This window comes from Micromonospora sp. LHW51205 (genome assembly GCF_003315815.1).
In the GTDB taxonomy this organism is placed as follows: domain Bacteria; phylum Actinomycetota; class Actinomycetes; order Mycobacteriales; family Micromonosporaceae; genus Micromonospora; species Micromonospora chalcea.
The window spans coordinates 100,871-125,364 of the sequence record NZ_QMEZ01000012.1; the positions used below are offsets into that span (position 1 = coordinate 100,871).

The following is a 24,494-nucleotide window of genomic DNA, read 5'->3' on the forward strand; positions in this document are numbered from 1 at the left end:
CTCCCCCACCTCCGAAAGGACCCTGCACATGCGCAAGGGCTTCCTCACCTTCGCGGCCGTCGGTCTCCTCGCGACCGGCAGCATGGCCGCCTGCGGTGACAACGGCGGTTCTTCCGACGAGGCCGGCGGCTCCAACGCCAAGAAGCCGAAGATCGGCGTGATCCTGCCGGACAGCAAGTCCTCCGCCCGCTGGGAGGGCGCGGACCGCAAGTACCTCAAGGCGGCGTTCGACGCGGCCGGCGTCGACTCCGACATCCAGAACGCGCAGAACGACAAGACCGCGTTCCAGACCATCGCCGACCAGATGATCACCAGCGGCGTCAACGTCCTGATGATCGTCAACCTGGACTCCGGCACCGGCAAGGCCGTGCTCGACAAGGCCAAGTCGCAGGGCGTCGCGACCATCGACTACGACCGGCTGACCCTGGGCGGCTCCGCCCAGTACTACGTCAGCTTCGACAACGAGGCCGTCGGCAAGCTCCAGGGCGAGGGCCTGAGCAAGTGCCTGACCGACAAGGGCGTCAAGAACCCGTCGATCGCGTACCTCAACGGCTCGCCGACCGACAACAACGCCACCCTGTTCAAGAACGGGTACGACTCGGTGCTCAAGCCGAAGTTCGACTCGAAGGAGTACACCAAGGTCGCCGACGACCCGGTGCCGGCCTGGGACAACGCGCAGGCCGCCACGATCTTCGAGCAGCAGATGACCAAGGCCGGCGGCAAGATCGACGGCGTGCTCGCCGCCAACGACGGTCTCGGCAACGCGGCCATCTCGGTGCTGAAGAAGAACAAGCTCAACGGCAAGGTCCCGGTGACCGGTCAGGACGCCACCAAGGAGGGCCTGCAGAACATCCTCGCCGGTGACCAGTGCATGACCGTCTACAAGGCGGTCAAGAAGGAGGCGGACGCCGCCGCCGAGCTGGCCATCGCGCTCGCCAAGGGTGAGCGGAAGGACACCGGCCAGACGGTCAAGGACCCGGAGGGCAACCGGGACGTGCCGGCCGTGCTGCTGGAGCCCAAGGCCATCTTCAAGGACAACGTCAAGGACGTCGTGGCCGACGGCTACGTCACCAAGGAAGAACTCTGCACCGGTGCCTTCGCGAAGCTCTGCACCGACGCCGGCGTGAGCTGACCCACCCGCCTCAGGCGGCGCCGCCCGGCACGGGTTCTCCCGTGCCGGGCGGCGCCCGCGCCGGACGGGATCCGAGACCTCCCTCCGCCCAAAGGAGAACCCCGTGTCCGCAACCCCCCTGCTGGAGCTACGCGGGATCGACAAGAGCTTCGGTCCCGTCCAGGTGCTGCGCGACGTCGCCTTCGCCGCGCACCCCGGCGAGGTGACCGCGCTCGTCGGTGACAACGGCGCCGGCAAGTCGACCCTGGTCAAGTGCATCAGCGGCATCCACCCCACCGACGCCGGCGAGTTCCTCTTTGACGGCCGGCCGGTGACCATCAACAGCCCCCGGGACGCCGCCGCGCTCGGGATCGAGGTCGTCTACCAGGATCTCGCGCTCTGCGACAACCTCGACATCGTGCAGAACATGTTCCTCGGCCGGGAGAAGCGCAGCGGCATCGTGCTCGACGAGCCGACCATGGAGCAGATGGCCGCCGAGACGCTCGCCGGCCTGAGCGTGCGCACCGTGAAGTCGCTGCGCCAGCACGTGGCCAGCCTCTCCGGCGGCCAGCGGCAGACCGTCGCCATCGCCAAGGCCGTGCTCTGGAACAGCCGGCTGGTCATCCTGGACGAGCCGACCGCCGCGCTCGGCGTCGCGCAGACCGCCCAGGTGCTGGAGCTGGTGCGCCGGCTGGCCGACAACGGCCTGGCCGTGGTGCTCATCTCGCACAACATGAACGACGTCTTCGCCGTCTCCGACCGGATCGCCGCGCTCTACCTCGGCCAGATGGTCGCCCAGGTGAAGACCACCGACATCACCCACTCGCAGGTGGTCGAGCTGATCACCGCCGGCCGATCCGGCGGCCTCGGCCTCACCGGCGAGCCGGGCGGCAACGGCGCCGCGCCCGCCGACACCACCCCAGGAGCCATCCGATGACCGCCATCGTCGTGAAGAAGGAAGGCCCGGCCGGCGTCGCGCCGACACCGACCCTGAACAGCCACGTGAACAACTACTGGCGCCGGGTACGCGGCGGCGACATCGGCGCGCTCCCCGCGGTGGTCATGCTCGTGGCGCTGGCGGTGGGCTTCTCGATCGCCCGCCCGTCGTTCTTCACCGCCGGCAACCTGGCGAACCTGTTCACCCAGGGCGCGGCGGTCACGCTCATCGCCATGGGCCTGGTCTTCGTCCTGCTGCTCGGCGAGATCGACCTCTCCGCCGGCTTCGCCAGCGGCGTCTGCGCCGCGATCCTGGCCAACGTGGTCACCGTGCTCGGCTACCCCTGGTACGTGGCGGTGCTCGCCGCCGTCGTCACCGGTCTGGTGATCGGCACCGTGCTGGGCCTGCTGGTCGCCAAGGTCGGCATCCCGTCCTTCGTGGTGACGCTCGCCGGGTTCCTCGCCTTCCAGGGTGTCGTGCTGACGCTGATGGACGAGGGCGCCAACATCGCGATCCGCGACGACGTGCTCGTCGCGATCGCCAACCGCAACCTCTCCCCGGCGCTGGGCTGGGCGCTCGCCGCGGTGGCCGTCGCCGGGTACGCGGCAGTGCAGTTGCTCCGGTACCGCAACCGGGCCGCCCGTGGACTGCTCACCGACCCGCTCACGGTGGTCGGCGCGCGGATCGCCGGCCTGGCCGTGATCCTCGGCGTGGCGGTCTACGTGCTCAACCTGGAGCGCAGCCGCAACGTGCTGATCACCTCGCTCAAGGGCGTGCCGATCGTGGTGCCGATCATCGCGGTGCTGCTGATCGTCTGGACGTTCGTGCTCCAGCGCACCAGCTACGGGCGGCACATCTACGCGGTCGGCGGCAACGCCGAAGCGGCCCGCCGGGCCGGCATCAACGTCGACCGGATCCGTATCTCCGTCTTCGTCATCTGCTCCTCGATGGCCGCCATCGGTGGCATCGTGGCCGCCAGCAGGGGCAACTCGGTCGACCCCAACACCGGGGGCAGTAACGTACTGCTCTACGCCGTCGGCGCGGCGGTGATCGGCGGCACCAGCCTCTTCGGCGGCAAGGGCCGGGTCCTCGACGCCGTGCTCGGAGGCGCGGTGGTCGCGGTCATCGACAACGGTATGGGACTGATGGGATACAGCTCGGGCGTCAAGTACGTGGTCACCGGCGTGGTGCTGCTCGCCGCGGCGACCATCGACGCGCTCTCGCGTCGGCGGGCCGCCGCGACCGGCAACCGCTGAGCAGGGGTACGGAAACACCATGGCAGTGGCAATGCGCGCGGGCCCCAGTCAGGACGAGATCCGTCGGCAGAACCTGGGCGCATTGCTCCGATACGTGCACGTCCACGGGGCCACCACCCGCGCCGAGCTGACCACCGCGCTCGGACTCAACCGCAGCACCATCGGCGCGCTGACCGCGGACCTGGCCGGCGCCGGTCTGGTCAGCGAGGGGACGCCGAAGGAGACCGGCCGGGCCGGACGACCGTCACTCGTCGTCCGGCCCGAGTCGGGGCGGGTCTACGCCTACGCGTACAGCGTCGAGGTGGACCGGCTGCGGGCCGCGCGGGTCGGACTCGGCGGTGAGGTGCTCGACCGCCGGGAGATGGACCGGCCGCGCAACCTGGTCGCCGGGGAGGCCGCCCCGCTGCTCGCCGGCGCGGTCAAGGAGATGCACCAGTCGGTGCCGCCGGACGCGATCTGCGTCGGCGCCGGCGTGGCGGTGTGCGGCATGGTCCGCCGCGAGGACGGGCTGGTTCGGCTCAGCCCCACCACCGGCTGGGTGGACGAGCCGATCGGTGCGGCGCTCGCCGTCGAGCTGGGGATAGACGTACCGATCACGGTGGGCAACGTGGCCGACGTGGCCGCGTACGCCGAGCACGCCCGGGGCGCGGCGGTCGGCTGCGACAACGTCATCTACATCTACGGCGACGTCGGTGTGGGCGCGGGCATCATCGCGGGAGGGCGGCGGCTGAGGGGGCACGGCGGCTACGGCGGCGAGGTGGGCCACATGGTGGTGGTCCGCGACGGGGTGCGCTGCGACTGCGGCCGGCGCGGCTGCTGGGAGACCGAGATCGGCGAGCACGGGCTGCTGCGCGCCGCCGGCCGGTCCGAGGCGCGCGGCCGGGACGCGCTGCTGGCGGTCTTCGACGCCGCCGACCGGGGCGACGCCCGCGCGCAGACCGCGGTACGGCAGGCCGGCGACTGGCTCGGCTTCGGCGTCGCGAACCTGGTGAACATCTTCAACCCGGAGATGGTCATCTTCGGCGGCACCATGCGTGACCTCTACCTGGCCTCCGCCGCGCAGGTGCGCAGCCGGCTCAACTCCAACGGGCTGCCCGCGTGCCTGGAGCACGTGCGGCTGCGTACCCCGAAGCTGGGCGACGACGCGGCGCTGATCGGCGCCGCCGAGCTGGCGTTCGAACGACTCCTCGCCGATCCGCTGAACTGATCGGCCCGGTGATCCGTACCAGTGTGCGGACGGGCGGCCGGCTTGCGCGGCCGTCCACGACCCCGCGTACCGGTCCGGACCGAGGAGGCACCGCAACCATGGCATCGCTGGAATCCGCACGCCGCAAGCTGGCGCACCGGGTGGTACTGCTGCTCGCCGCGCTGGGCGCGGGGATCGGCGTCGTTCCCGGGACGGCGCAGGCCGCGCCCAACCCCGGCGTGCAGATGAACGCCGCCGACATGACGCTGCTCAACGGCGTACGGCTGGCCGGGCTGTGGGAGATGCCGGCCGGGCAGATGGCGGCCGAGAAGGGCCAGTCCGCCCGGGTACGCGAGGTCGGCGCGGAGATCGCCAAGCAGCACGCGGAGCTGGACCAGCTGGTGGTCGAGGCGGCCAACAAGCTCGGCGCCACCCTGCCGACGGATCCGACGGCAGAGCAGCAGGGGTGGCTGACCGAGATGCGGAACGCCACCGGCGCCCGGTTCGACCAGATCTTCGTCACCCGGCTGCGGGTCGCCCACGGCAAGATCTTTCCGGTGATCGGCGCGGTCCGGGCCAGCACCCGCGACCCGATCGTGCGGAAGCTGGCCGAGGACGCCAACAAGTTCGTCAACGACCACATGACCATGCTGGAGAGCACCGGGCTGGTGCGCTGGCAGCAGTTGCCGCCGGCCGCGCTGCCGCCCGCGCAGAGCGACTCGCTCGTCGCCGCCGCCCAGGCCAACGTGGGCAGCGGCGGTGGGCTCCAGGTCGGCACCGGCCTGGTGTGGGCGGTCTTCCTGATCGCGCTCGGCACCGGCGGGTACGCGACCTGGCGGCTGACTCGCCGCTCCTAGCGGGGCGGCGGCGTCAGCGGTCGACCTGGGCGAAGTCCCAGCTGTGCGGCGGGCGGGCGATCAGGCGCGCCGGTGGCTCGGGCAGTTCCCGGGGGTTGTTCCGCCACTTGGAGATGACCACGAGCCGGTGGTCGGTGGAGGAGAACACCTCGCTGGAGACGTGCATCGGGTCGTGCTCGAACTCGGGCAGCGCGGTCTCGCAGACCCAGGTGATCAGGTCGGCGAAGCCGTACGACTCGGCCTTGGCCTCCCACATCCGGACGATCATGTCGGTTCCTCCCCGCTCACACACTGACCACTGTCAGCGGCATCGCCGAGTCGGCCGGCAGGTCCAGCCGGCTCGGCGCGACGCCCGCGGCGACCAGGTGCGAGCCGAGCGCGGCCACCATCGCGCCGTTGTCCGTGCAGAGCTTCGGCCGGGGCGTACGCACCCGGATGCCGTACTTGCCGGCCCGCTGCTCGGCCATCGCCCGCAGGCGGGAGTTGGCTGCCACTCCGCCGCCGATCACCAGCGTGTCGATGCCGCTGGTGCGGCAGGCGTCGATCGCCTTGCCGACCAGCACGTCGCAGACCGCCTCCTGGAAGGACGCCGCCACGTCGGCGACCGGGACCGGCTCACCGGCCCGCTGCCGCGCCTCCACCCAGCGGGCCACCGCCGTCTTCAGGCCGGAGAAGGAGAAGTCGAACCGGTGTCCGACCAGGTCCTTCGCGGCGGTCAGCCCGCGCGGGAAGGCGATCGCCGCCGGGTCACCGGCACGCGCTTCGCGGTCGATGTACGGTCCGCCCGGGAACGGCAGCCCGAGCAGCCGGGCCACCTTGTCGAACGCCTCGCCGGCCGCGTCGTCGATGGTGGCGCCGAGCGGTACGACGTCGCGGGCCAGGTCGTCGACGCGCAGCAGCGAGGAGTGGCCGCCGGAGACCAGCAGCGCGATGGCGGGCTCGGGCAGCGGGCCGTGTTCGAGCGTGTCCACAGCGACGTGCGCGGCGAGGTGGTTCACCCCGTACACCGGCTTTTCCGCCGCGACCGCGTACCCCTTGGCGGCGGCGACCCCGACGAGCAGGGCGCCGGCCAGGCCCGGCCCGGAGGTCACGGCGATGGCGTCGATGTCGGCGATGGTGACGCCTGCCTCGCGCAGCGCCCGGTCCATGGTCGGCACGATCGCCTCCAGGTGGGCGCGGCTGGCCACCTCGGGCACCACGCCGCCGAACCGGGCGTGCTCCTCGACGCTGGAGGCGAGCGCGTCGGCGAGCAGCGTGTGCCCGCGCACGATGCCCACGCCGGTCTCGTCGCAGGAGGTCTCGATGCCGAGGATCAGTGGTTCGTCAGCCATGCGCGTCAGTCCTCGTTGCGCTGCATGACCAGCGCGTCGGTGTTGCTCGGTTGGTAGTAGCCGCGCCGTACGCCGATCGGCTCGAAGCCGTAGCCGGCGTAGAGCCGCTGCGCCGGGGCGTTGTCCGCGGCGACCTCCAGCAGCGTGCTGCGGACGCCGCGCCGGGCCGTCTCGGCGAGCAGCGCCTCCAGCAGCAGCCGGCCGATGCCCCGCCGCTGCGCGTCCCGGCGGACCGCGACGTTCTGCACCCACGCCTCGTCGGGCGGGTAGACGGCCAACCCGGCGTAGCCGAGCACGGTGCCGTCGTCGTCGGTGGCGGCGAGATAGAAGTGGCCGTTGGCGAGTTCGTTCCAGAACATCGCCGCCGACCACTGCTCGGCGCCGAACAGGTCCGCCTCGATGGGCAGCACCTCCTCGACGTGCCACCAGCGGAACCGGCCCAGCCTCATGGCAGGACCGGCTTGTGGCCGGTGGCGGCGACCGCGTCCGGGCGGCGCAGGTAGAGCGGGGTGAGCGTCTCACCGGGCGCGCCCGCGCGGATCCGCGGCGCGGCGAGACCGGCCAGCGCCAGCGGGTCCGGGTAGCGCGGCTCGTCCCGCACCGGCAGGCCGAGCACGTCCGCGTACCGGTGCGCGCCGTCGCCGACCGCGACGCTGACCGCCAGGTCGCGCGCCCGCTGCGCGACGACCGCCGGGGCGGCGACCTCCGGCCCGACGAGGCGCTGACCGGCGCCGTCGTAGACGGCCCAGTAGATCTCCCGCCGCCGCGCGTCGCTCGCCGCCAGCACCGGCTCGCCGGCGGCCGCCGGGTGGCCGAGCCCGTCCAGCGAGCAGACACCGTACGTGGGGACGCCGAGCACCTGACCCATGGTGGCGGCGGTGACCAGCCCGACGCGCAGCCCGGTGAACGGGCCCGGGCCGAGGCCGGCGACGATCGCGGCCAGGTCGGCGGGCCGCGCGCCGACGTCCGCCAGCACGGCGTCGACCTGCGGCGCGAGCAGCTCGCCGTGGGCGCGGGCATCGACGGTGCACCGGGACGCGCGAACCGCGACGCCGTCCGCCGAGACCTCGGCCAGCGCCGCGGTCACCGCGGGCGTCGAGGAGTCCACCACGAGTACGAGCACGGTAAGCCAGCCTAGCCGTCCGCCCCGTCCGCCCTCGGCACGCCCTCGCCGCCGACCCGGTCACGGTGCGTAGTGTCCCGCCGGAAGAGGTGACCTGGGAGTCATATACCTCTCGGTCATAAATATGACTCACAGGTATATCGCTCGACGGCGAGTTGCCATCCTCCGGAGATGACGGAGAGTCGCCTGGCCCAGGAGATCGCCCGCGCCCTGCGCCACGAACGGGAACTGGCCGGACTCACCCAGCAGGCCCTGGCCGCGCGGGTCGGGATCAGCCAGGCCGCCGTCGCCCGGATCGAGCGCGGCGACCGGCTGCCCAGCCTGACCACCGCGGAACGTCTGCTCGCCGCGCTGGATCGGCAACTGCGGATCGAGGTCGAGCCGCTGGACAGTCACCTGGACGCGGCGCTTGACGAAATGGCCGGGACCGCGCTGACCGAGCGGATCGATCATCTCCGGCTCGACCCGATCATGGACGCGCTGGGCGACCTGCCGTACGTGCTGGCGGGCGGCACGGCGGCCCTGTTGCAGGGCGCGCCGCTGCCGGTGGACGCGGTCGAGATCGCGGTGCGGTGGCGGGACTCCCCGCGGTTCACCGCGTTCCTGGAGCGGGGCCGCGCGCAGCGCTGGGATGCCCGATGGCAGGAGTGGGGCGGGGGCCACCCGGAGCCCGAGGAACCGGGCGAGCACCGCTGGCGGACCCGGTTCGGCGAGCTGCGGGCCCGGATGTGCGACGAACTGCCCGAGCCCATCGAGGTCCGCCTCGGTGAACGTACGTACCCGGTGGAGCCGCTGATCGAGGTGGAGGTGACCGACAAGCGTACGGCCGAACTGCTGTCCCGGTACCGCCGGCGCCTCGCCGCGGCGGGCGAGGCGCCGGACGGGTCAGCCGGCTGAGCGTTCCCAGTCGACGGTGGGCAGCCCCGCGTCGGCGAGCGCCTTGTTTGCCGCGCTGAACGGACGGCTGCCGAGGAAGCCGCGCGGGTTCATCGGGCTCGGGTGCCCGGCCTCCAGCACCACGTGCCGCGGGTTGGTCACCAGCGCCGCCTTCTTGCGGGCGTAGCCGCCCCAGAGCAGGAAGACCACGCGCTGGTCGAGCGCGTCCAGCGCCCGGATCGTGGCGTCGGTGAACTCCTCCCAGCCCTTGTTCGCGTGCGAGCCGGGGGTGGCCTGCCGGACCGTCAGCACCGAGTTGAGCAGCAGCACGCCCTGCGCGGCCCAGCCGTCGAGGTTTCCGCTGCGCGGCTTGGGCACGCCCAGGTCCTCGCTCAGCTCCTTGAAGACGTTGCGCAGCGACGGCGGCACCGCCACCCCCTCGCGCACGCTGAAGCTCAGCCCGTGCGCCTGGCCCGCCTTGTGGTACGGGTCCTGGCCGAGGATGAGCACCCTCGTGTCGGCCGGCGCGCAGTGCCGGTAGGCGGAGAACAGGTCCTCCAGCGGCGGGAAGACCGTGGCGGTCGCGTACTCCCGGGTGACGAACTCGGCCAGCGCGGCGGTGCGGGCCGGGTCGAGGTGGGGGGTGAGCACGGCACGCCAGGCCTCCGGCAACAGCGCCGGCAGGTCCAGGGTGGGGGCGTCGGGCATCGGCAACCTCTCCTAGTCGGTCGCCATCTTCCTACCAGCCGCGACCGACACTCCCGGGCAGCGGCCGGGCCGGGTACTGGACGAGAAAAGTTACCGGAGCGTAACCTACTGGCAAGTTACTTACGCCACACCACCACTGCTAGCTTGCATCCACCACCATCGATGCTCGCTAGGAGTGCCCGTGAGCAGCAGGAACACCCGTCCCCGCACGCCCTCCGCCCGCCGCGCGATCGGCCTCCGGATCCTCGCCGTCGCCGCGGCGGCAGCCACCTACCTGGCCGGATCCGGCGCAGCCGCAGCCGCCGACGACGCCACGCCCGTGGTCTCCCGCGGCGTGACCATCCCCGCCTTCTACCACCCGCCCGCCGACCTGCCCGCCACCAACGGCACGCTGATCCGCACCGAACCCCTGCCGCTCGGCCTGAGCATCCCCGGGCTCGACGGCCGCCCGATGCCCGGCACCGCCACCCGGCTGATGTACCGGTCAACCGACTCCAACGGACGGCCCGTCGCGGTGACCGGCGCCTACATCGAACCGTCGGCGGCGTGGCGGGGCGCCGGCCCGCGCCCGCTGGTCGCCGTCGCCTCCGGAACCATGGGGCAGGGCGACCAGTGCGCGCCGTCGTTCTCGCTGCAACACCCGCTCACGCTCACCGGCGACACCCTGTCCGTCGGCTACGAGGCCCTGGCGATCTATCGCCTCCTCGCCACCGGCGCGGCCGTCGTCGTCACCGACTACGTCGGTCTGGGCACGACCGACCGGCTGCACACCTACGTCAACCGCCTCGACGGCGGCCACGCCCTGCTCGACGCGGCCCGCGCCGCCCGCGCCGTACCCGGAGCATCGGTCACCGCCCAGTCCCGCGTCGGTCTCTACGGCTACAGCCAGGGCGGGGGCGCCAGCGCCGCGGCCGCCGAACTCCACTCCACCTACGCGCCCGACGTGCCGCTCGCCGGCACCTACGTCGGCGCGCCGCCCGCCGACCTCACCGCGGTCATCGGCGGCATCGACGGCAGCGCGCTGGTGGGGGCGCTGGGATGGTCGCTGAACGGCTTCGCCCAGTCCGACCCGGCGCTGCGTGACGTCATCGAGGCCGCCGTCAACGACACCGGCCGGGCGGCGCTGAAGGACACCTCGACCATGTGCGTCGGCGACGCGATCCTCCGGTACGCGTTCACCAGGAGCAGCAAGTGGATCACCGGCGGCCGGTCCCTCACCGCCGTCATCGCCGCCTCGCCCGAGGCCCAGGCCGTCCTCGACCGGCAGCGCATCGGCACGCTCAAGCCCACCGGCCCGGTACGTGTGGCAACAGGCATCCAGGACGACATCGTGCCCCACCGGCAGGCCCGTCAACTGGCTGTCGACTGGTGCCGCAAGGGCGGCAACGTGACCTACCAGGCGATCAGCCTGCCCAACCTCGGCGACAAGATCCTCACCAACCACCTGGTGCCGCTCATCACCGACCAGGGCGACGCGGTGGCCTGGATGAGCGACCGGCTCGCCGGGCGGACCGCCTACTCCAACTGCTGGACGATGCCCCTTCAGCCCTGACTCAGGACAGTTCGGCGACCCGGGCGGCCCAGTCGCCACCGACCGGTTCCAGCGTGACCGCCCGGGTGTCGTCGTCGCGGCGGTCGATGCGTACCCGCAGGTGCGCGTCGACCAGCTGCTCGACCATTCCCTCGCCCCACTCCACCACTGTCACCGCCTCGTCCACCGAGGCGTCCAGGTCGAGGTCGTCGATCTCCGCCCGCGGGTCGGCGGCCTCACCCAGGCGGTACGCGTCGGCGTGCACGAGCGTCACCCGGCCGCCCCGATCCGGGTCGGGGCGGTGCACCCGGGCGATGACGAAGGTGGGCGAGGTGATGTCGCCGCGTACGCCCAGGCCGGCGCCGATGCCCTGGGTCAGCGCGGTCTTGCCGGCCCCGAGCGGGCCACTGAGCAGCAGCAGGTCACCCGCGCGCAGCACACCGGCCAGCCGCCGCCCGAACTCGTGGGTGTCGTCGACCGTCTTCAGCTCCACGACCACTGTCATAGCGAATCCAGGAACCTCTCCAGCGCCGCGTTCACCTCGTCGGCGTGCTCCAGCATCACCACGTGCCCGCTGTCGTCGATCTTCACGAACTCGGCGTGCGGCAGCCGCCGGACGATCTCCTCGGAGTGTGTCACCGGCGTGATCATGTCCTTGTCCCCCACGATCACCAGCACCGGCGTGCCGGCCAGCGCGGCCAGCGCCGGGAACCGGGAGTGGGTGGCGATCGTCCGCAGGTAGCGGGTGACCGTGTCGGCCGAGGTGCGCGAGTTCATCATCTCGACGTACGACACCAGGGCCGGGCTCGGCGCCGAGGTGCCGAAGCCGTACTTGCGGGTGAGCAGCCAGGCCACGTTCGAGGTCGACCGGCGCGCCCGGTCGATCACCGTGCCGCCGTACCGGGTGGCGTTGCTCATCATGTAGAGCACCGGCGAGCCGACGCGGCCGAGCAGCGCGGGCGCCACCAGCTTCGTCTCCGCCGCCAGACCGCCCGAGGTCGCCATCAACACGGTGCCGACCACGCGGTCACCGAACATCTCCGGGTACAGCTCGGCCAGCGCCATGATCGTCATGCCGCCCATCGAGTGCCCGACCAGCACCAGCGGGCCCTCCGGGGCCACCTCGTCGAGCACCCGGCGCAGCGTGTGGCCCAGCGCGGTCAGGTCGTACTCGCCGCTCTCCAGCCGGCCGGAACGGCCGTGCCCCGGCTGGTCGTACGCGACCACCCGGTAGTCGCCGCGCTCGGCGAGCCGCTTGCGCTGGAAGTGGAACGTGCCCATGTCCAGGCAGAACCCGTGCACCAGCACCACAGTCGGGTGCCCGGCGACCGGGCGGGTCGGCTCGACCACCTCCACGTGGATGTCGGTGCCGTCCGGCATCTCCAGCCGGTACGCCTGGTCGTAGCGCTGCTCGCCGAAGACCTCGTCGGCGTACCTGTCGGTGGGGTCGTTCTTGAGCCGGCGGACCAGCACCCGCTCGCTGACCACGCCCGCCGCGAGCCCGGCGGCGGCCACCCCGACGGCGGCGCCGACCAGCCCGGCGACCTTGCCGGCGGCGGTACGCGGACGCGGCAACCGGAGACTCATGCGCGCTCGCCGTCGTAGAACCGGGGCACGCGCACGCCGCCGAAACGGGTCACGATCTCGTAGTTGATGGTGCCGACTGCCTCGGCCCAGTCGTCGGCTGTGGGCCCGCCGTCCGCGCCGTCGCCGAACAGCGTCACCATGTCACCGGCGGCCACCTCGTCGTCGCCGCAGTCGACCACGAACTGGTCCATGCAGACCCGGCCGGAAATGTTCCGGCGCTTGCCGGCGAGGTGCACCGGGCCGGTGTTGGAGGCGTGCCGGGGCACACCGTCGGCGTAGCCGAGCGGCACCACCGCCAGGTTGGTCTCCTGCTCGGTGAGGTAGGTGTGCCCGTAGGAGACGCCGGTGCCGGCCGCGACCCGCTTGGTCAGCATCACCCGGGCGCGGGCGGTCATCGCCGGGCGCAGGCCGAACTGCTCGCCCGCGACCGGCGACAGACCGTAGACCGCGATGCCGGGCCGGACCAGGTCGAAGTGCGTGTCCGGCCGGGTCAGCGTGGCGGCCGAGTTGGCCAGGTGGCGGTACCGAGGGCGCAGACCGGCGCGCGTCACCATCTCCAGCCCCTCGTGGAAGACGGCGAGCTGGCGGTCGGTGGTGGGGTGGCCGGGCGAGTCCGCGTACACGAAGTGGCTCCACACGCCGACCACCTCGACCAGGCCGTCGGCCTGGGCCTTCGCGGCGGCCTCCAGCAGCGCCGGCCAGTCGGCGACGGTGGCGCCGCCCCGCGCCAACCCGGTGTCGATCTTGAGGTGCAGCCGGGCCGGGCGGTCCGCCCGGCGGCTCGCCTCGATCATCTCGTCGAGCTGGGTGAGGCTGGCGCAGCCGAGGTCGACGCCGACGGTTATCCCGTCGTGCAGCGGCAGCCCGGGTGTGAGCAGCCAGGCCAGCACCGGCGCGGTGATGCCGTCCTGGCGCAGCCGCAGCGCCTCGTCCAGCGTGCAGACGCCGAGCTGGTCCGCCCCCGCGTCGAGCGCCGCGCGGGCGGCGGGCACCATGCCGTGGCCGTAGCCGTCGCCCTTGACCACCGCCATCAGCTCGGCGCTGGTGCCGGCCTTGAGCCGGGTCACGTTCTCCCGGATCGCGTCCAGGTCGACGCGCACCTCCGACTGCCACATGTCCCCAGCCTACTTCCGTCAGTGATCATCAGCGCCCTGAGCCGTGCGGGCGGTGCCCGTCGCCACCCGGGCGTCGCCGCCCGGATCAGCCCAGCCGGGCCAGTACCGGACGCAACGCCGCCGCCACGTCGGGCGCGGTGACCGGACCGCCGCGCGCCGCCTCCCGGCCGGCCAGCCCGTGCAGGTACGCCGCCGCGGCGGCCGCCCGCTCCGGGGCCAGCCCGGCGGCGAGCAGCGAACCGAGCAGCCCGGCCAGCACGTCGCCGGTGCCACCGGTGGCGAGCACCGGCGTGCCGGTCGGGTTCACGTACGCGCGGCCGTCGGGCGTGCCGATGATCGTGTGGTCACCCTTGAGCAGCACCACCGCGTTCATCCAGGCGGCCAGCCGCAGCGCGGCGGCGACCCGGTCCTCCCCCGGCATCTCGCCGCAGAGCCGGGCGTACTCCCGGTCGTGCGGCGTCACCACGATCGGCGCGTCCCGGCCGCGCAGCCGGTCGGCCAGCTTGCCGTCGACGAGCAGCGTCAGCGCGTCCGCGTCGAGCACCACCGGCACCGGCGCGGCAAGCACCGCGCGCAGCTCGGCGGCGGACTCCTCGCCCGTACCGAGGCCGGAGCCGCACACCCACGCCTGCACCCGGCCCGCGTCCGCGACCCGGCCGGTGGCGATCACCGACGGGTGCTGGTGCAGCACCTCGCCCTTGGCGCTCCCGGCGTAGCGGACCAGGCCGGTCGGGCCGGCGAGCGCCCCGGCGACCGAGAGCACCGCGGCGCCGGGGTAGGTGGCCGAGCCGGTGGCCACGCCGACCACACCCCTGGTGTACTTCTCCGACGACGCGCCCAGCTCCGGCCACCAGCCGACCACGTCCGTCTGCTCGATCACCTGGAGCGCCGGGGTGCCGCGCAGCCACGGCGTCAGCCCGATGTCGACCAGCTCGACCTCGCCGGCCAGCTCGGCGGCCGGGCCGACGACCAGCGCCGGTTTGAGCGCGCCGAACGCCACCGTCACGTCGGCGCGGACCGCGCGGGGCCGCCCGGCGTCGGTCAGCGGGACGTGGCCGGTGTCGACAGCGACGCCGCTCGGCACATCGACAGCGACCACCGTGGCGGGCCCACCGTCGCGCCCGCGCTGCCCGGTCAGGCTCGCGGCCAACTGCTCGGCGGTCTCCCGCAGCCCACCGGTGCCGCCGATGCCCACGATCCCGTCGAGCACCAGGTCGGCTCCGGCGGGCGGCCGGTCGACGACGCGCCCGCCGGCGGCACGCAGGGCCGCCAGCCCTTCCGCGTGCGCCCGCCCGGGGCTCAGCAGCAGCGCGGCCACCGCCGCGCCCCGGCGGGCCAGGTGCGCGCCCGCGAAGAGCGCGTCACCGCCGTTGTCGCCGGAGCCGATCAGCAGCAGCACCCGGGCGCCGTAGACCCCGCCCCGGTCACCGAGCAGCAGGGCGCAGCGCCGGGCCAGCCCGGCCGCGGCCCGCTGCATCAGCGCCCCGGGCGGAAGGGTGGCCATCAGGCCCGCCTCCGCCGCGCGAACGTCCGCGACGCGCCATACCGGTCTCATGCCACCCCGTCCCGTTCGTCGCGCCGGCTCAGCGCCCGCCCGCGGCTGTCCCGATCACGGCCTCACCCTACCGGCGGTACGAACCCGGGACCGGCTGACGGAAACGCCCTGTGGAAAACCCCGGCCGTTGTCCACAGGGGTCGGCGGCCGGGTCGCCGGGCGGCCTAGCGTCCCGGTGTCCGGGGCCGGTGGGTGGCGTCGGGCGACGTGGGGAGGTCATGTGGTGGAGAAACCGTTCGACGTCGACCCGGAGCTGCTGCGCGCGGTCGCCCGGGAGTTGGCCGACGACGCGTACCGGCTGGCCACCGGGCCGGGGGCGGCGCCGGAGGCGCTGCTGGTGGCGGCGCCGGACGGCTGGCGGGCCGGGGCGGCGCTGGCCGACCTGGAGTCCGCGGTACGGCGCTGGTCCGGCGCGCTCGGCGCCCGGGTGGCCGACACCGCCGGGGCGTTGCGCCGCGGGGCGGACGGCTACGAGGCGGTGGACGAGCGCGCCGCGCGCCGCCTCAGCGGGGTGCTCCGGTGACCGGCGGCGCTCCCGGGCGGCCCGATCCGAGCTCCGGAGGGCCCGGCGAGGGCCCGGCGGACGTCGGGTACGCGCAGCTCTGGCGGGCCGATCCGGGCGCCTGGTCCACGGCCGGGGTGGCCTGGCGAGGGCTCGCCGGGCCGGTGCGCCGTCGCGCCGACGCGCTGACCGCCCGGATCGGCACGCTCCGGCCCGGGTGGTCGGGTGCCGCCTCGGTCGCGGCCCAGCAGCGGATCGGGGACCTGCGCACCGACCTCACCGACGTGCTGCCCGCCCTGTTCGAGGTCGACCAGGTGCTGGCCGAGTTCGGCGCCCGGCTGGGGGCGGCGAAGGCCCGCCTCGGCGCGGAGGTGGCCCGCGCCGAGTCCGGCGGCCTGCTCGTCGACCGTGCCGGCGCGGTGCGGCCCGATCCGGCCCGCCCGGTGTCCCGGGCCGGTCCGGCGGTGGTGGACGCGCGGGCCGGGATCCGGGGCGCGCTGACACTCGCCGGCGCCGCCGACCGGGAGGCGGCTCGCCGCCTGGCGGAGCTGACCACCGCCACGGTGACCGGCTGGGTCAGCGTCCCGCCCGCGTGGCGGCCGGGCCCCGGCGCCGGGCCGGCCGAGGTGAGCCGCTGGTGGGCCGGTCTGAGCGCGGCCGAGCGGCGCTGGCTGGTCGGGCGGGAACCGGATCGGATCGGCCGCCTCGACGGCGTGCCGGCCGCCGCCCGGGACCAGGCCAACCGGCTGCTGCTCGGCGACCGGCGGGAGCAGTTGCTCGTCCGGCGGCTCGCGCTGCTGCGGCCGCTGCCGGCCGGACCGTTGGAGGCGTCCCGGCGGGTCCGGCTCGCCGGCGTCGAGGCGGCGCTGCGCGGGCTGAACCGGCTGAGCGAGCGGCTCGCCGCGCCCGGGCTGCCGCGGGCGTACCTGCTGGGGCTGGACCCGCGCGGCGACGGGCGCGCGGTGGTAGCGCTCGGCAACCCGGACCGGTCCGCCGCGGTGCTGACCTACGTCCCGGGCATGACCTCGGACCTCGCCGACGCGCCGGACGAGCTGGGCCGGGCCGCCCGGGTGCTGCAGCGGTGCGCGGCGCTGGGGCCGGGCGAGGAGGCGGCGGCGGTGCTCTGGCTGGACTACGACGCGCCCGACTTCCTCACCGAGGCGGCCGGCCCCCGGCAGGCCGAGGACGCCGGGCCGGCTCTGCACCGGTTCCAGGAAGGGCTACGCGCCGCACACGAGGGTTCGCCGGCCCGGCAGACGGTGCTCGGGCACAGCTACGGCTCACTGGTGGTCGGCACCGCCGCCCGGGACCACGGGCTGAGCGCGGACGCGCTGGTATTCGTCGGCTCGCCCGGCGTCGGCGTCGACCACGCCACCGAGCTGCGGATGCGCGCCGGCCAGGTCTGGTCGTCGACCGCGCCGGACGACGTGATCCGGCTGGCGCGTCCGCCGGACGAGCTGGCCCGCCGCGCCCTGCTCGCCGGCACGCCGCTCGGCCCGGCGCTGGCCGTGCTCGACCCGCACGCCGAGCGGCTCTGGTTCGGCGCCGACCCGAGCGCGCCGGGTTTCGGCGGGCGGCGGTTCCCGAGCGCCCCGCACGGTCACACCGGCTACTGGGACCCGGACAACCCGGCGCTGGACGGGATGGCCCGGATCGTGCTGGGCCGATGAGCCGCCCGATGCCGTCCGGCGGCCGTCCCAAAGGATCCGGGAGCCGCCCGGGGCGGGCCGGAGACGGCGCGGTCCCTCCCCCCGGCCGACGGGTGGAGGGACCGCTGGCGAAAAGCGGACTACTCGACGGTGACCGACTTGGCCAGGTTCCGGGGCTGGTCCACGTCGTGCCCGCGGGCGGCGGCGATCTCGGCGGCGAGCACCTGCAACGGCACGGTGGTCACCAGCGGCGCCAGCAGTGTCGGCGTACGCGGCACGTAGATCAGGTGGTCGGCGTAGCGGACCACCGCCTGGTCGCCCTCCTCCGCGATCACGATCGTGCGGGCGCCCCGGGCGCGTACCTCCTGGATGTTGGAGACGACCTTGTCGTGCAACATGCCCCGGCCGACCGGCGACGGCACGATGCAGATCACCGGGGTGCCCTGGTCGATCAGCGAGATCGGGCCGTGCTTCAGCTCACCGGCGGCGAAGCCCTCGGCGTGCATGTACGCCAGCTCCTTGAGCTTCAGCGCGCCCTCCAGCGCCACCGGGTAGCCCACGTGCCGGCCGATGAACAGCACTGTCGGCTCGGACTTCAGCTCGCGGCCCAGCTCACGGACCGGCTCGATCCGGTCCAGCAGCTCCCGCAGCTTGCCCGGCATCTCCTGGAGCTGGGCGACCACCGCGCCCACCTCGTCGGCGAACTTGATGCCGCGCACCTGGGCCAGGTGCAGGCCGATCAGGTAGCAGGCGACGACCTGGGTGAGGAACGCCTTGGTGGAGGCGACGGCGATCTCCGGGCCGCCGTGGGTGTAGAGCACGGCGTCGGACTCGCGCGGGATGGTCGAGCCGTTGGTGTTGCAGATGGCCAGCACGCGGGCCTTCTGCTCCTTGGCGTGGCGCAGCGCCATCAGCGTGTCCATCGTCTCGCCGGACTGCGAGATCACCACGATCAGCGTGGACCGGTCCAGCACCGGGTCGCGGTAGCGGAACTCGCTGGCCAGCTCCACCTCGCAGGGGATTCGGGTCCAGTGCTCGATGGCGTACTTGGCGACCAGGCCGGCGTGGTAGGAGGTGCCGCAGGCGACGATGAAGATCTTGTCGACGTCGCGCAGGTCCTGCTCGCTGAGGCGGACCTCGTCGAGGGCGATCTCGCCGGTCTCGGTGAGCCGGCCCAGCAGCGTGTCGGCGATGGCCTGCGGCTGTTCCTCGATCTCCTTGAGCATGAACCAGTCGTAGCCGCCCTTTTCGGCGGCCGACGAGTCCCAGTCGATGTGGAAGTCGGTGCCGCTGGCCGGCTGACCGTGGAAGTCGGTGATGTCGATGCTGTCCGGGGTGATCAGGACGATCTGGTCCTGCCCCAGCTCGACCGCGTCCCGGGTGTGCTCGATGAACGCGGCGACGTCGCTGGCCAGGTAGTTCTCGCCGTCGCCCCGACCGACGACCAGCGGCGAGTTGCGCCGGGCGCCGACCACCGCGCCGGGGATGCCGGCGTCGACGGCGAGCAGCGTGAACGCGCCCTCCAGGCGCCCGCAGACCACGCGCATGGCGGCGGCGAGGAGCTGCGGGCTGTCGGTCTCGCCGGCCGCGCGCAGGTCGGCCAGCGCGCGGGCGATCAGGTGCGCGGCGCACTCGGTGTCGGTGTCGCTGGCGAACTCGACGCCCTCGTCCTCCAGCTCGGCGCGGAGCTTCGCGAAGTTCTCGATGATGCCGTTGTGGATCACCGCGACGCGGCCGTCCGGGGAGAGGTGCGGGTGGGCGTTGCGGTCGGTCGGGCCGCCGTGGGTGGCCCAGCGGGTGTGGCCGATGCCGGTGGTGCCGTCGCCGATGCCGATCGGGCTGGCGGCGCAGTCCTCGGGGTTGTCGGCCGCCCGCTCGGAGAGGACCTTCTCCAGGTTCGCGAGCTTGCCGGCCTTCTTCTCGGTCAGCAGCTCGTCCTCGCAGACCACGGCGACACCGGCCGAGTCGTAGCCGCGGTATTCGAGCCGCCGCAGTCCGTCAAGCACGATGCCGAGCGCCGGGCGGGCACCGGCGTAACCCACGATTCCACACATGGTCCGCAGCCTAACCGAGTTTCGCTCATCGCGCGTGCTCGGAAGGCCGGTTAACGATCACTGAATTTGAGCGAACCGAACACCGGGATTGCTATGTCGGACAACGCACCAGCCGGGCTCATCTGCCGTTTGCGTACCGGTTCGGGACGTGCCGCGCACCGGGCGGACCGGGTCCACGCGGGTGGGCGCCACGGCCTACATTGGGGCCGGGCTCCGCCCCCGGGCCCATCGTTCCGCGGGCGTCCGCGCCGTACCCCTGTGAGCTGAGCCGATGTCCGAGACGACCCCTTCCCCCGAGCCGACCTCCGGACCGGTCGACCCGACCGCCGCGCCGGTGACCCCGCAGCCCTCCACCTGGACCCCGCCGGACCCGCTGGCCGCTCCGCAGCCGTGGACGCCACCCGAGCCCTGGTCGCCGTCGTCGCCGTCGCCCTGGAGCGCCCCCGGCGCCGGTCACCCCGGTCAGGCGGGCGGCGCCGAGGGGCGGCCGGCGGGCGATCCGGGCCGGGCCGCTCCGGCCGACTCGCCGGGCGCCGGCGACCAGGGCCAGCCCGGGACGCCGGGCGGGCCCGCCAACCCGGACGCACCGCAGTGGCCGGCCCAGGCGGGAGCACCGGGCTGGCCGGCGCAGCCGGGCACCCCTGGCTCGTCCCCACCGCCGGGCGCCTACCAGCCCGGCACGTATCCGCCCGGGCCGTACCCGCCCACCGCGTACCCGCCGGGGCCCTACCCGCCGCCGTACGCGTACCCGGGGATGCCGCCGCGCCGCAGCGGCGGCGGTTGGGCGGTCGGGGTGGTGGTCGGCATCGTCACCGTCCTGGCGCTGATCGTCTGCGGCTGCGTCGGGCTGGCCTTCCTCGGCAGCACCATGGACGACGGGACCGCAGCCGGCACCGGGTACGAGGAGCCGATCTACGGCGAGCCCGGCGACTGGACCGACGACCCGAGCGCGCCCCCGGCGAGGCCGGCGACCACCCCGTCCGGCGGCCCCGGCAAGTACACAGTGCTGTACGAGGTGACCGGCTCCGAGGGCGACGCGGAGGTGCAGTACTACGACGCGAACGGCGACTTCCACCAGCTCAACCTGGTGGACTCGTCCTGGCGGCTGAGGTTCACCACGAACAACCGTGAGCGGGTCCAGATCGTCACCATGCCCGGAAGCGCTGCTGGGTTGACCTGCCGGATAACCATCGACGGCAAGGTCGTCTCCCAGAAGTCGGGAAGGTGGGGCGTGACCTGCTTCGGCTGGTGAGCCCGTGGTGGCGGGCCGTAGGCTCGCAGCCGTGACGACGACCGATCCCCTGGTGGCCCGGATGCGGCCGTTCGGCACCACCGTCTTCGCCGAGATGTCCGCGCTGGCCGTGCGTACCGGGGCGGTCAACCTCGGGCAGGGCTTCCCGGACACCGACGGCCCGCCGGAGATGCTCGCCGCCGCCGCCGAGGCGCTGCGTACCGGCCACAACCAGTACCCGCCCGGCCCGGGCATCCCCGCGCTGCGCGTCGCCGTCGCCGAGCACCAGCGACGGTTCTGGGACCTGGAGTACGACCCGGACGGCGAGATCGTCGTGACGGCCGGCGCGACCGAGGCGATCGCGGCGAGCATCCTCGCGCTGTGCGAGCCGGGTGACGAGGTGATCTGCTTCGAGCCGTACTACGACTCGTACGCCGCCTCGATCGCGCTCGCCGGAGCGGTGCGCCGCCCGGTGACGCTGCGGCCCGGCGCCGACGGCAGGTACGCGTTCGACCCGGGCGAGCTGCGCGCCGCGTTCGGGCCGCGTACCCGGCTGGTGCTGCTGAACTCGCCGCACAACCCGACCGGCAAGGTCTTCACCGCCGACGAGCTGACGACGGTCGCCGAGCTGTGCCGGGAACACGACGTGTACGCGGTCACCGACGAGGTGTACGAGCACCTGGTGTTCACCGACGCCGCCGCGCCGCACGTGCCGCTGGCCACGCTGCCCGGCATGCGGGAGCGGACGCTGCGCATCTCGTCGGCCGGCAAGACGTTCTCCTGCACCGGCTGGAAGGTCGGCTGGGTGAGCGGCCCGGCGCCGCTGGTGGCGGCGGTGCTGCGGGTGAAGCAGTTCCTGACGTTCGTCAACGCCGGGCCGCTGCAACCGGCGGTGGCGGTGGCGCTCGGGTTGCCGGACGCCTACTTCACCGAATTCCGGGACGACATGCAACGCCGGCGGGACCAGCTCGCCGCCGGGCTGGCCGACGCCGGGTTCGGCGTGCTCGCGCCGGAGGGCACCTACTTCGTCACCGCCGACGTCACGCCGCTGGGCGGCCGGGACGGGGTGGAGTTCTGCCGGGCGCTGCCGGAGCGCTGCGGCGTGGTGGCGGTGCCCACGCAGGTGTTCTACGACGACGTGGAGGCCGGCCGCCGGCTGGTCCGGTTCGCGTTCTGCAAGCGGCCGGAGGTGCTGGCCGAGGCGGTGACCCGGCTGCGCGGTCTGCGCGGAAACTGAACCGCCCGCTGGAGGGAGATCCCCAGCGGGCGGGCGGCGTGGCTCAGGCGACCGGGCTGGCGGTGCGGACCTGCTCGGCGATGCGCTCGGCGACCTCGCGCGCGGTGTCCTCGGTGGCCGCCTCGACCATGACCCGCACCAGCGGCTCGGTGCCCGACGGGCGCAGCAGCACCCGGCCGGTCTCGCCCAGCTCCGCCTCGGCGCGCTCGACCTCGGCCCGGACAGCCGGTGCGGCGGCACCGACGGTACGGTCGCCGACCGGCACGTTGATCAGCACCTGGGGCAGCTTGGTGACCACGGCGGCCAGCTCGGCCAGCGAGGTGCCGGTGGCGGCCATCCGCGCCATCAGGTGCAGGCCGGTCAGCACGCCGTCGCCGGTGGTCGCGTACGCGGGCAGCACGATGTGCCCGCTCTGCTCGCCACCGAGCGCCAGGCCGGAGGCGCGCAGCTCCTCCAGCACGTACCGGTCGCCGACCTTGGTCTCGACCAGCCGGATGCCGTGCTCGGACATGGCCAGCCGGAGACCGAGGTTGCTCATCACGGTGGCGACCAGCGTGTCCTGGGTCAGCTCGCCGGCGTCCCGCATGGCCAGCGCGAGGATCGCCATGACCTGGTCGCCGTCGACCTCGTCGCCGTCGGCGGTGACCGCGACGCAGCGGTCGGCGTCGCCGTCGTGGGCGATGCCCAGGTGCGCGCCGTGCTCGACCACTGCGGCGCGCAGCGCGTCGATGTGGTTGGAGCCGCACTCGTCGTTGATGTTGAGCCCGTCCGGCTCGGCGTGGATGGCGATGACCTCGGCGCCGGCCTCGCGGTAGGCGACCGGGGCGACGTCGGCCGCCGCGCCGTTGGCGCAGTCGACCACGACCTTGATCCCGTCGAGGCGGTGCGGCACGGTGCCGACCAGGTGCTGCACGTAGTGGTCGGCGCCGTCGAGCAGGTCGTGCACGCGGCCGACGCCGGCGCCGGTGGGGCGCTTCCAGGCGGTGGTGGCGTTCGCCTTCACCGCCTCCTCGATCCGCATCTCGATCTCGTCGGGCAGCTTGTGCCCGCCGGCGGCGAAGAGCTTGATGCCGTTGTCCGGCATCGGGTTGTGCGAGGCGGACAGCATCACGCCCAGGTCGGCCTTGGCCTCGGCGGTGAGGAACGCCACGGCCGGGGTGGGCAGCACGCCGACCCGGACCACGTTGGCGCCGGCGCTGGTGAGCCCGGCGACCACCGCCGCCTCCAGCATCTCGCCGCTGGCCCGGGTGTCCCGGCCGACCACCGCGAGCGGCGGATGGCTCTTGTCGGTCTCGGCCAGCGTGTGGGCCGCGGCCACCGCGACCGCAAGCGCCAACTCCGGGGTGAGATCCGCGTTCGCCCGCCCGCGTACGCCGTCCGTGCCGAACAACCGGCCCATACCCGCCAACCTCCGTGGAACTGCCGATGAGGAGAGAAACGCGGAACGGCCGGTCCGCCTCCCGGGAAGGGGAAGCGGACCGGCCGTCCGTCAGAAGTACAAGGCGCTTGTGGTGATCAGCGCTTCGAGTACTGAGGAGCCTTGCGGGCCTTCTTGAGGCCGTACTTCTTGCTCTCCTTGACCCGGGCGTCACGGGTCAGGAAGCCGGCCTTCTTCAGGGCCGGGCGGTCGTCGGGCTCGCTGACGATCAGCGCCCGGGCGATGGCGAGCCGCAGCGCGCCGGCCTGGCCGGTGGTGCCGCCGCCACGCAGGTTGGCGATCACGTCGAACGCCTCGGCCTTCTCGGCGGTGACCAGCGGGTCCTTGATGAGCTGCTGGTGCACCTTGCTCGGGAAGTAGGCCTCGAGGTCGCGGCCGTTGCAGGTGATCTTGCCGCTGCCCGGGACGATCCGGACCCGGACGATGGCTTCCTTGCGCCGACCCACGGTCTGGATCGGGCGGTCACCACGGGGCGCGCGCGCGACGGGCGCCGGCGCCTCGGTGGCCTCGGGGGCGACCTCGGTGGCGGTGATGTCGGTCATGCTGCTTCCTTCGCCCGCGCTCACTGCGCGATCTGCTTGATCTCGAACGGCACCGGCTGCTGCGCGGTGTGCGGGTGCTCGGCACCGGCGTAGACCTTCAGCTTCTTGAGAAGCTGACGGCCCAGCTTGTTGTGCGGGAGCATGCCCTTCACGGCCAGCTCGATGGCCCGCTCGGGCCGCTTGGTGAGCAGCTCGTCGTAGCCGACCCGCTTCAGACCACCCGGGTAACCGGAGTGGCGGTAAGCGACCTTGGTCTGGCGCTTGTTGCCGGTCAGCGCGACCTTGCCCGCGTTCACGATGACGACGAAGTCGCCCGTGTCGACGTGCGGCGCGAAAGTCGGCTTGTGCTTGCCACGCAGGAGCGTGGCGGCGTGGGTCGCCAGGCGGCCCAGCACGACATCAGAGGCGTCGATGACGTGCCACTGACGCTCGATCTCACCCGGCTTCGGGCTGTACGTACGCACAGGTCTACCTTGTCTCGTCGTCGGTCTGGGGTCGCGCGCCGAGGTGACCGGGAATACCCAGCCGGACCAGCGCGCACGAACGACCAAGCGTACCTGATGCGGCACGCCTAAGAATGTCGTACAACAGCAGGCAACGATACCCGGCCGCCCGGCGGCAGGTCAAAACGGGGTAGTACCCCGCGTGGCCTGCGCGTTCGCCATGGC

The 24,494-nt window shown here is 73.5% G+C and carries 24 protein-coding genes; 11 read left to right on the forward strand and 13 right to left on the reverse strand.

Translation table 11 applies throughout. The features are described from left to right. The first annotated feature begins 28 nt into the window (after nt 1-28). From DQE82_RS29300 to DQE82_RS29320, 5 genes are all read left to right on the forward strand, one after another. A complete protein-coding gene (locus DQE82_RS29300; RefSeq protein ID WP_043328325.1) occupies nt 29-1,132 on the forward strand; it encodes a sugar ABC transporter substrate-binding protein in 1,104 nt (367 codons plus the stop codon). Nucleotides 1,133-1,235: 103 nt separating this feature from the next. Continuing rightward, nucleotides 1,236-2,048 (forward strand): ATP-binding cassette domain-containing protein, encoded by an 813-nt coding sequence (locus DQE82_RS29305; RefSeq protein ID WP_043328323.1) that lies wholly within the window; start codon nt 1,236-1,238, stop codon nt 2,046-2,048. Then, entirely contained in the window at nt 2,045-3,304 is a 1,260-nt protein-coding gene (locus DQE82_RS29310) for a sugar ABC transporter permease (protein WP_043328321.1), read from the forward strand. Before DQE82_RS29305 ends, DQE82_RS29310 begins: the two co-directional genes overlap by 4 nt. Nucleotides 3,305-3,335: 31 nt before the next feature. Next, on the forward strand, nt 3,336-4,511 hold the full coding sequence (locus DQE82_RS29315) for an ROK family protein (protein WP_030501547.1): 1,176 nt from the start codon (nt 3,336-3,338) through the stop codon (nt 4,509-4,511). A gap of 98 nt (nt 4,512-4,609) precedes the next feature. After that, on the forward strand, nt 4,610-5,347 hold the full coding sequence (locus DQE82_RS29320; protein ID WP_043328319.1) for a DUF4142 domain-containing protein: 738 nt from the start codon (nt 4,610-4,612) through the stop codon (nt 5,345-5,347). Nucleotides 5,348-5,360: 13 nt separating this feature from the next. On the opposite strand, the gene DQE82_RS29325 is transcribed toward DQE82_RS29320, so the two are convergent. Genes DQE82_RS29325 through tsaB form a run of 4 tightly spaced genes read right to left on the reverse strand, consistent with a single transcriptional unit; the run spans nt 5,361 to nt 7,801 of the window. After that, nucleotides 5,361-5,615, reverse strand: coding sequence for a hypothetical protein (locus DQE82_RS29325; RefSeq protein ID WP_030501549.1), 255 nt, complete (start codon nt 5,613-5,615; stop codon nt 5,361-5,363). A gap of 16 nt (nt 5,616-5,631) precedes the next feature. Continuing rightward, nucleotides 5,632-6,678, reverse strand: coding sequence for a tRNA (adenosine(37)-N6)-threonylcarbamoyltransferase complex transferase subunit TsaD (gene tsaD, locus DQE82_RS29330; RefSeq protein WP_030501550.1), 1,047 nt, complete (start codon nt 6,676-6,678; stop codon nt 5,632-5,634). Between the two features lie 5 nt (nt 6,679-6,683). After that, a complete protein-coding gene (rimI, locus tag DQE82_RS29335) occupies nt 6,684-7,127 on the reverse strand; it encodes a ribosomal protein S18-alanine N-acetyltransferase (protein ID WP_069087939.1) in 444 nt (147 codons plus the stop codon). After that, nucleotides 7,124-7,801: a tRNA (adenosine(37)-N6)-threonylcarbamoyltransferase complex dimerization subunit type 1 TsaB gene (gene tsaB, locus DQE82_RS29340; RefSeq protein WP_113974768.1), complete on the reverse strand. Its 678-nt coding sequence runs from the start codon at nt 7,799-7,801 to the stop codon at nt 7,124-7,126. Before tsaB ends, rimI begins: the two co-directional genes overlap by 4 nt. A gap of 171 nt (nt 7,802-7,972) precedes the next feature. Here tsaB and DQE82_RS29345 point away from each other — a divergent pair, with 171 nt between their 5' ends. After that, nucleotides 7,973-8,698 (forward strand): helix-turn-helix domain-containing protein, encoded by a 726-nt coding sequence (locus DQE82_RS29345; RefSeq protein WP_043328314.1) that lies wholly within the window; start codon nt 7,973-7,975, stop codon nt 8,696-8,698. On the opposite strand, the gene ung is transcribed toward DQE82_RS29345, so the two are convergent. Continuing rightward, entirely contained in the window at nt 8,687-9,385 is a 699-nt protein-coding gene (gene ung / locus DQE82_RS29350; protein WP_043328313.1) for a uracil-DNA glycosylase, read from the reverse strand. The two genes, DQE82_RS29345 and ung, sit on opposite strands and share 12 nt — an antisense overlap. A gap of 181 nt (nt 9,386-9,566) precedes the next feature. Here ung and DQE82_RS29355 point away from each other — a divergent pair, with 181 nt between their 5' ends. Next, entirely contained in the window at nt 9,567-10,937 is a 1,371-nt protein-coding gene (locus tag DQE82_RS29355; protein WP_113974786.1) for a lipase family protein, read from the forward strand. A 1-nt stretch (nt 10,938) separates the two neighbouring features. On the opposite strand, the gene tsaE is transcribed toward DQE82_RS29355, so the two are convergent. From tsaE to DQE82_RS29375, 4 genes are all read right to left on the reverse strand, one after another. Further along, nucleotides 10,939-11,421: a tRNA (adenosine(37)-N6)-threonylcarbamoyltransferase complex ATPase subunit type 1 TsaE gene (tsaE, locus tag DQE82_RS29360; RefSeq protein WP_043328309.1), complete on the reverse strand. Its 483-nt coding sequence runs from the start codon at nt 11,419-11,421 to the stop codon at nt 10,939-10,941. Continuing rightward, nucleotides 11,418-12,503, reverse strand: coding sequence for an alpha/beta fold hydrolase (locus DQE82_RS29365; RefSeq protein WP_043328307.1), 1,086 nt, complete (start codon nt 12,501-12,503; stop codon nt 11,418-11,420). Before DQE82_RS29365 ends, tsaE begins: the two co-directional genes overlap by 4 nt. After that, on the reverse strand, nt 12,500-13,618 hold the full coding sequence (alr, locus tag DQE82_RS29370; protein ID WP_043328305.1) for an alanine racemase: 1,119 nt from the start codon (nt 13,616-13,618) through the stop codon (nt 12,500-12,502). Before alr ends, DQE82_RS29365 begins: the two co-directional genes overlap by 4 nt. Before the next feature lie 85 nt (nt 13,619-13,703). After that, nucleotides 13,704-15,173 carry an NAD(P)H-hydrate dehydratase gene (locus DQE82_RS29375; protein WP_043328303.1) on the reverse strand — a complete coding sequence of 490 codons (1,470 nt, stop codon included), beginning with the start codon at nt 15,171-15,173 and terminating at the stop codon, nt 13,704-13,706. Between the two features lie 223 nt (nt 15,174-15,396). Between DQE82_RS29375 and DQE82_RS29380 the strand changes: the two genes are divergently transcribed. Beyond that, nucleotides 15,397-15,696, forward strand: a complete 300-nt coding sequence (locus DQE82_RS29380) for a type VII secretion target (RefSeq protein WP_233514819.1) — start codon at nt 15,397-15,399, stop codon at nt 15,694-15,696. Next, nucleotides 15,693-17,345, forward strand: a complete 1,653-nt coding sequence (locus DQE82_RS29385) for an alpha/beta hydrolase (RefSeq protein WP_113974769.1) — start codon at nt 15,693-15,695, stop codon at nt 17,343-17,345. Before DQE82_RS29380 ends, DQE82_RS29385 begins: the two co-directional genes overlap by 4 nt. Before the next feature lie 119 nt (nt 17,346-17,464). Here DQE82_RS29385 and glmS read toward each other — a convergent pair whose 3' ends face one another. Beyond that, nucleotides 17,465-19,378: a glutamine--fructose-6-phosphate transaminase (isomerizing) gene (gene glmS / locus DQE82_RS29390; RefSeq protein WP_064446591.1), complete on the reverse strand. Its 1,914-nt coding sequence runs from the start codon at nt 19,376-19,378 to the stop codon at nt 17,465-17,467. A gap of 271 nt (nt 19,379-19,649) precedes the next feature. Between glmS and DQE82_RS29395 the strand changes: the two genes are divergently transcribed. Together DQE82_RS29395 and DQE82_RS29400 are read left to right on the forward strand one after the other, a co-directional pair. Continuing rightward, nucleotides 19,650-20,630, forward strand: coding sequence for an MmpS family transport accessory protein (locus DQE82_RS29395; RefSeq protein ID WP_113974770.1), 981 nt, complete (start codon nt 19,650-19,652; stop codon nt 20,628-20,630). Between the two features lie 31 nt (nt 20,631-20,661). Further along, nucleotides 20,662-21,846 carry a pyridoxal phosphate-dependent aminotransferase gene (locus DQE82_RS29400; protein ID WP_113974771.1) on the forward strand — a complete coding sequence of 395 codons (1,185 nt, stop codon included), beginning with the start codon at nt 20,662-20,664 and terminating at the stop codon, nt 21,844-21,846. Between the two features lie 43 nt (nt 21,847-21,889). Here the strand turns inward: DQE82_RS29400 and glmM are convergent, their stop codons facing one another. The 3 genes from glmM to rplM all read right to left on the reverse strand — a co-directional run bounded on the left by glmM (nt 21,890) and on the right by rplM (nt 24,290). Next, nucleotides 21,890-23,245: a phosphoglucosamine mutase gene (gene glmM / locus DQE82_RS29405; protein WP_030501566.1), complete on the reverse strand. Its 1,356-nt coding sequence runs from the start codon at nt 23,243-23,245 to the stop codon at nt 21,890-21,892. Between the two features lie 116 nt (nt 23,246-23,361). Beyond that, complete coding sequence (gene rpsI, locus DQE82_RS29410; RefSeq protein ID WP_030501567.1) at nt 23,362-23,826, reverse strand: 30S ribosomal protein S9; 465 nt, start codon at nt 23,824-23,826, stop codon at nt 23,362-23,364. 20 nt (nt 23,827-23,846) lie between these two features. Continuing rightward, on the reverse strand, nt 23,847-24,290 hold the full coding sequence (gene rplM / locus DQE82_RS29415; RefSeq protein ID WP_013288574.1) for a 50S ribosomal protein L13: 444 nt from the start codon (nt 24,288-24,290) through the stop codon (nt 23,847-23,849). Nucleotides 24,291-24,494 lie beyond the last annotated feature (204 nt).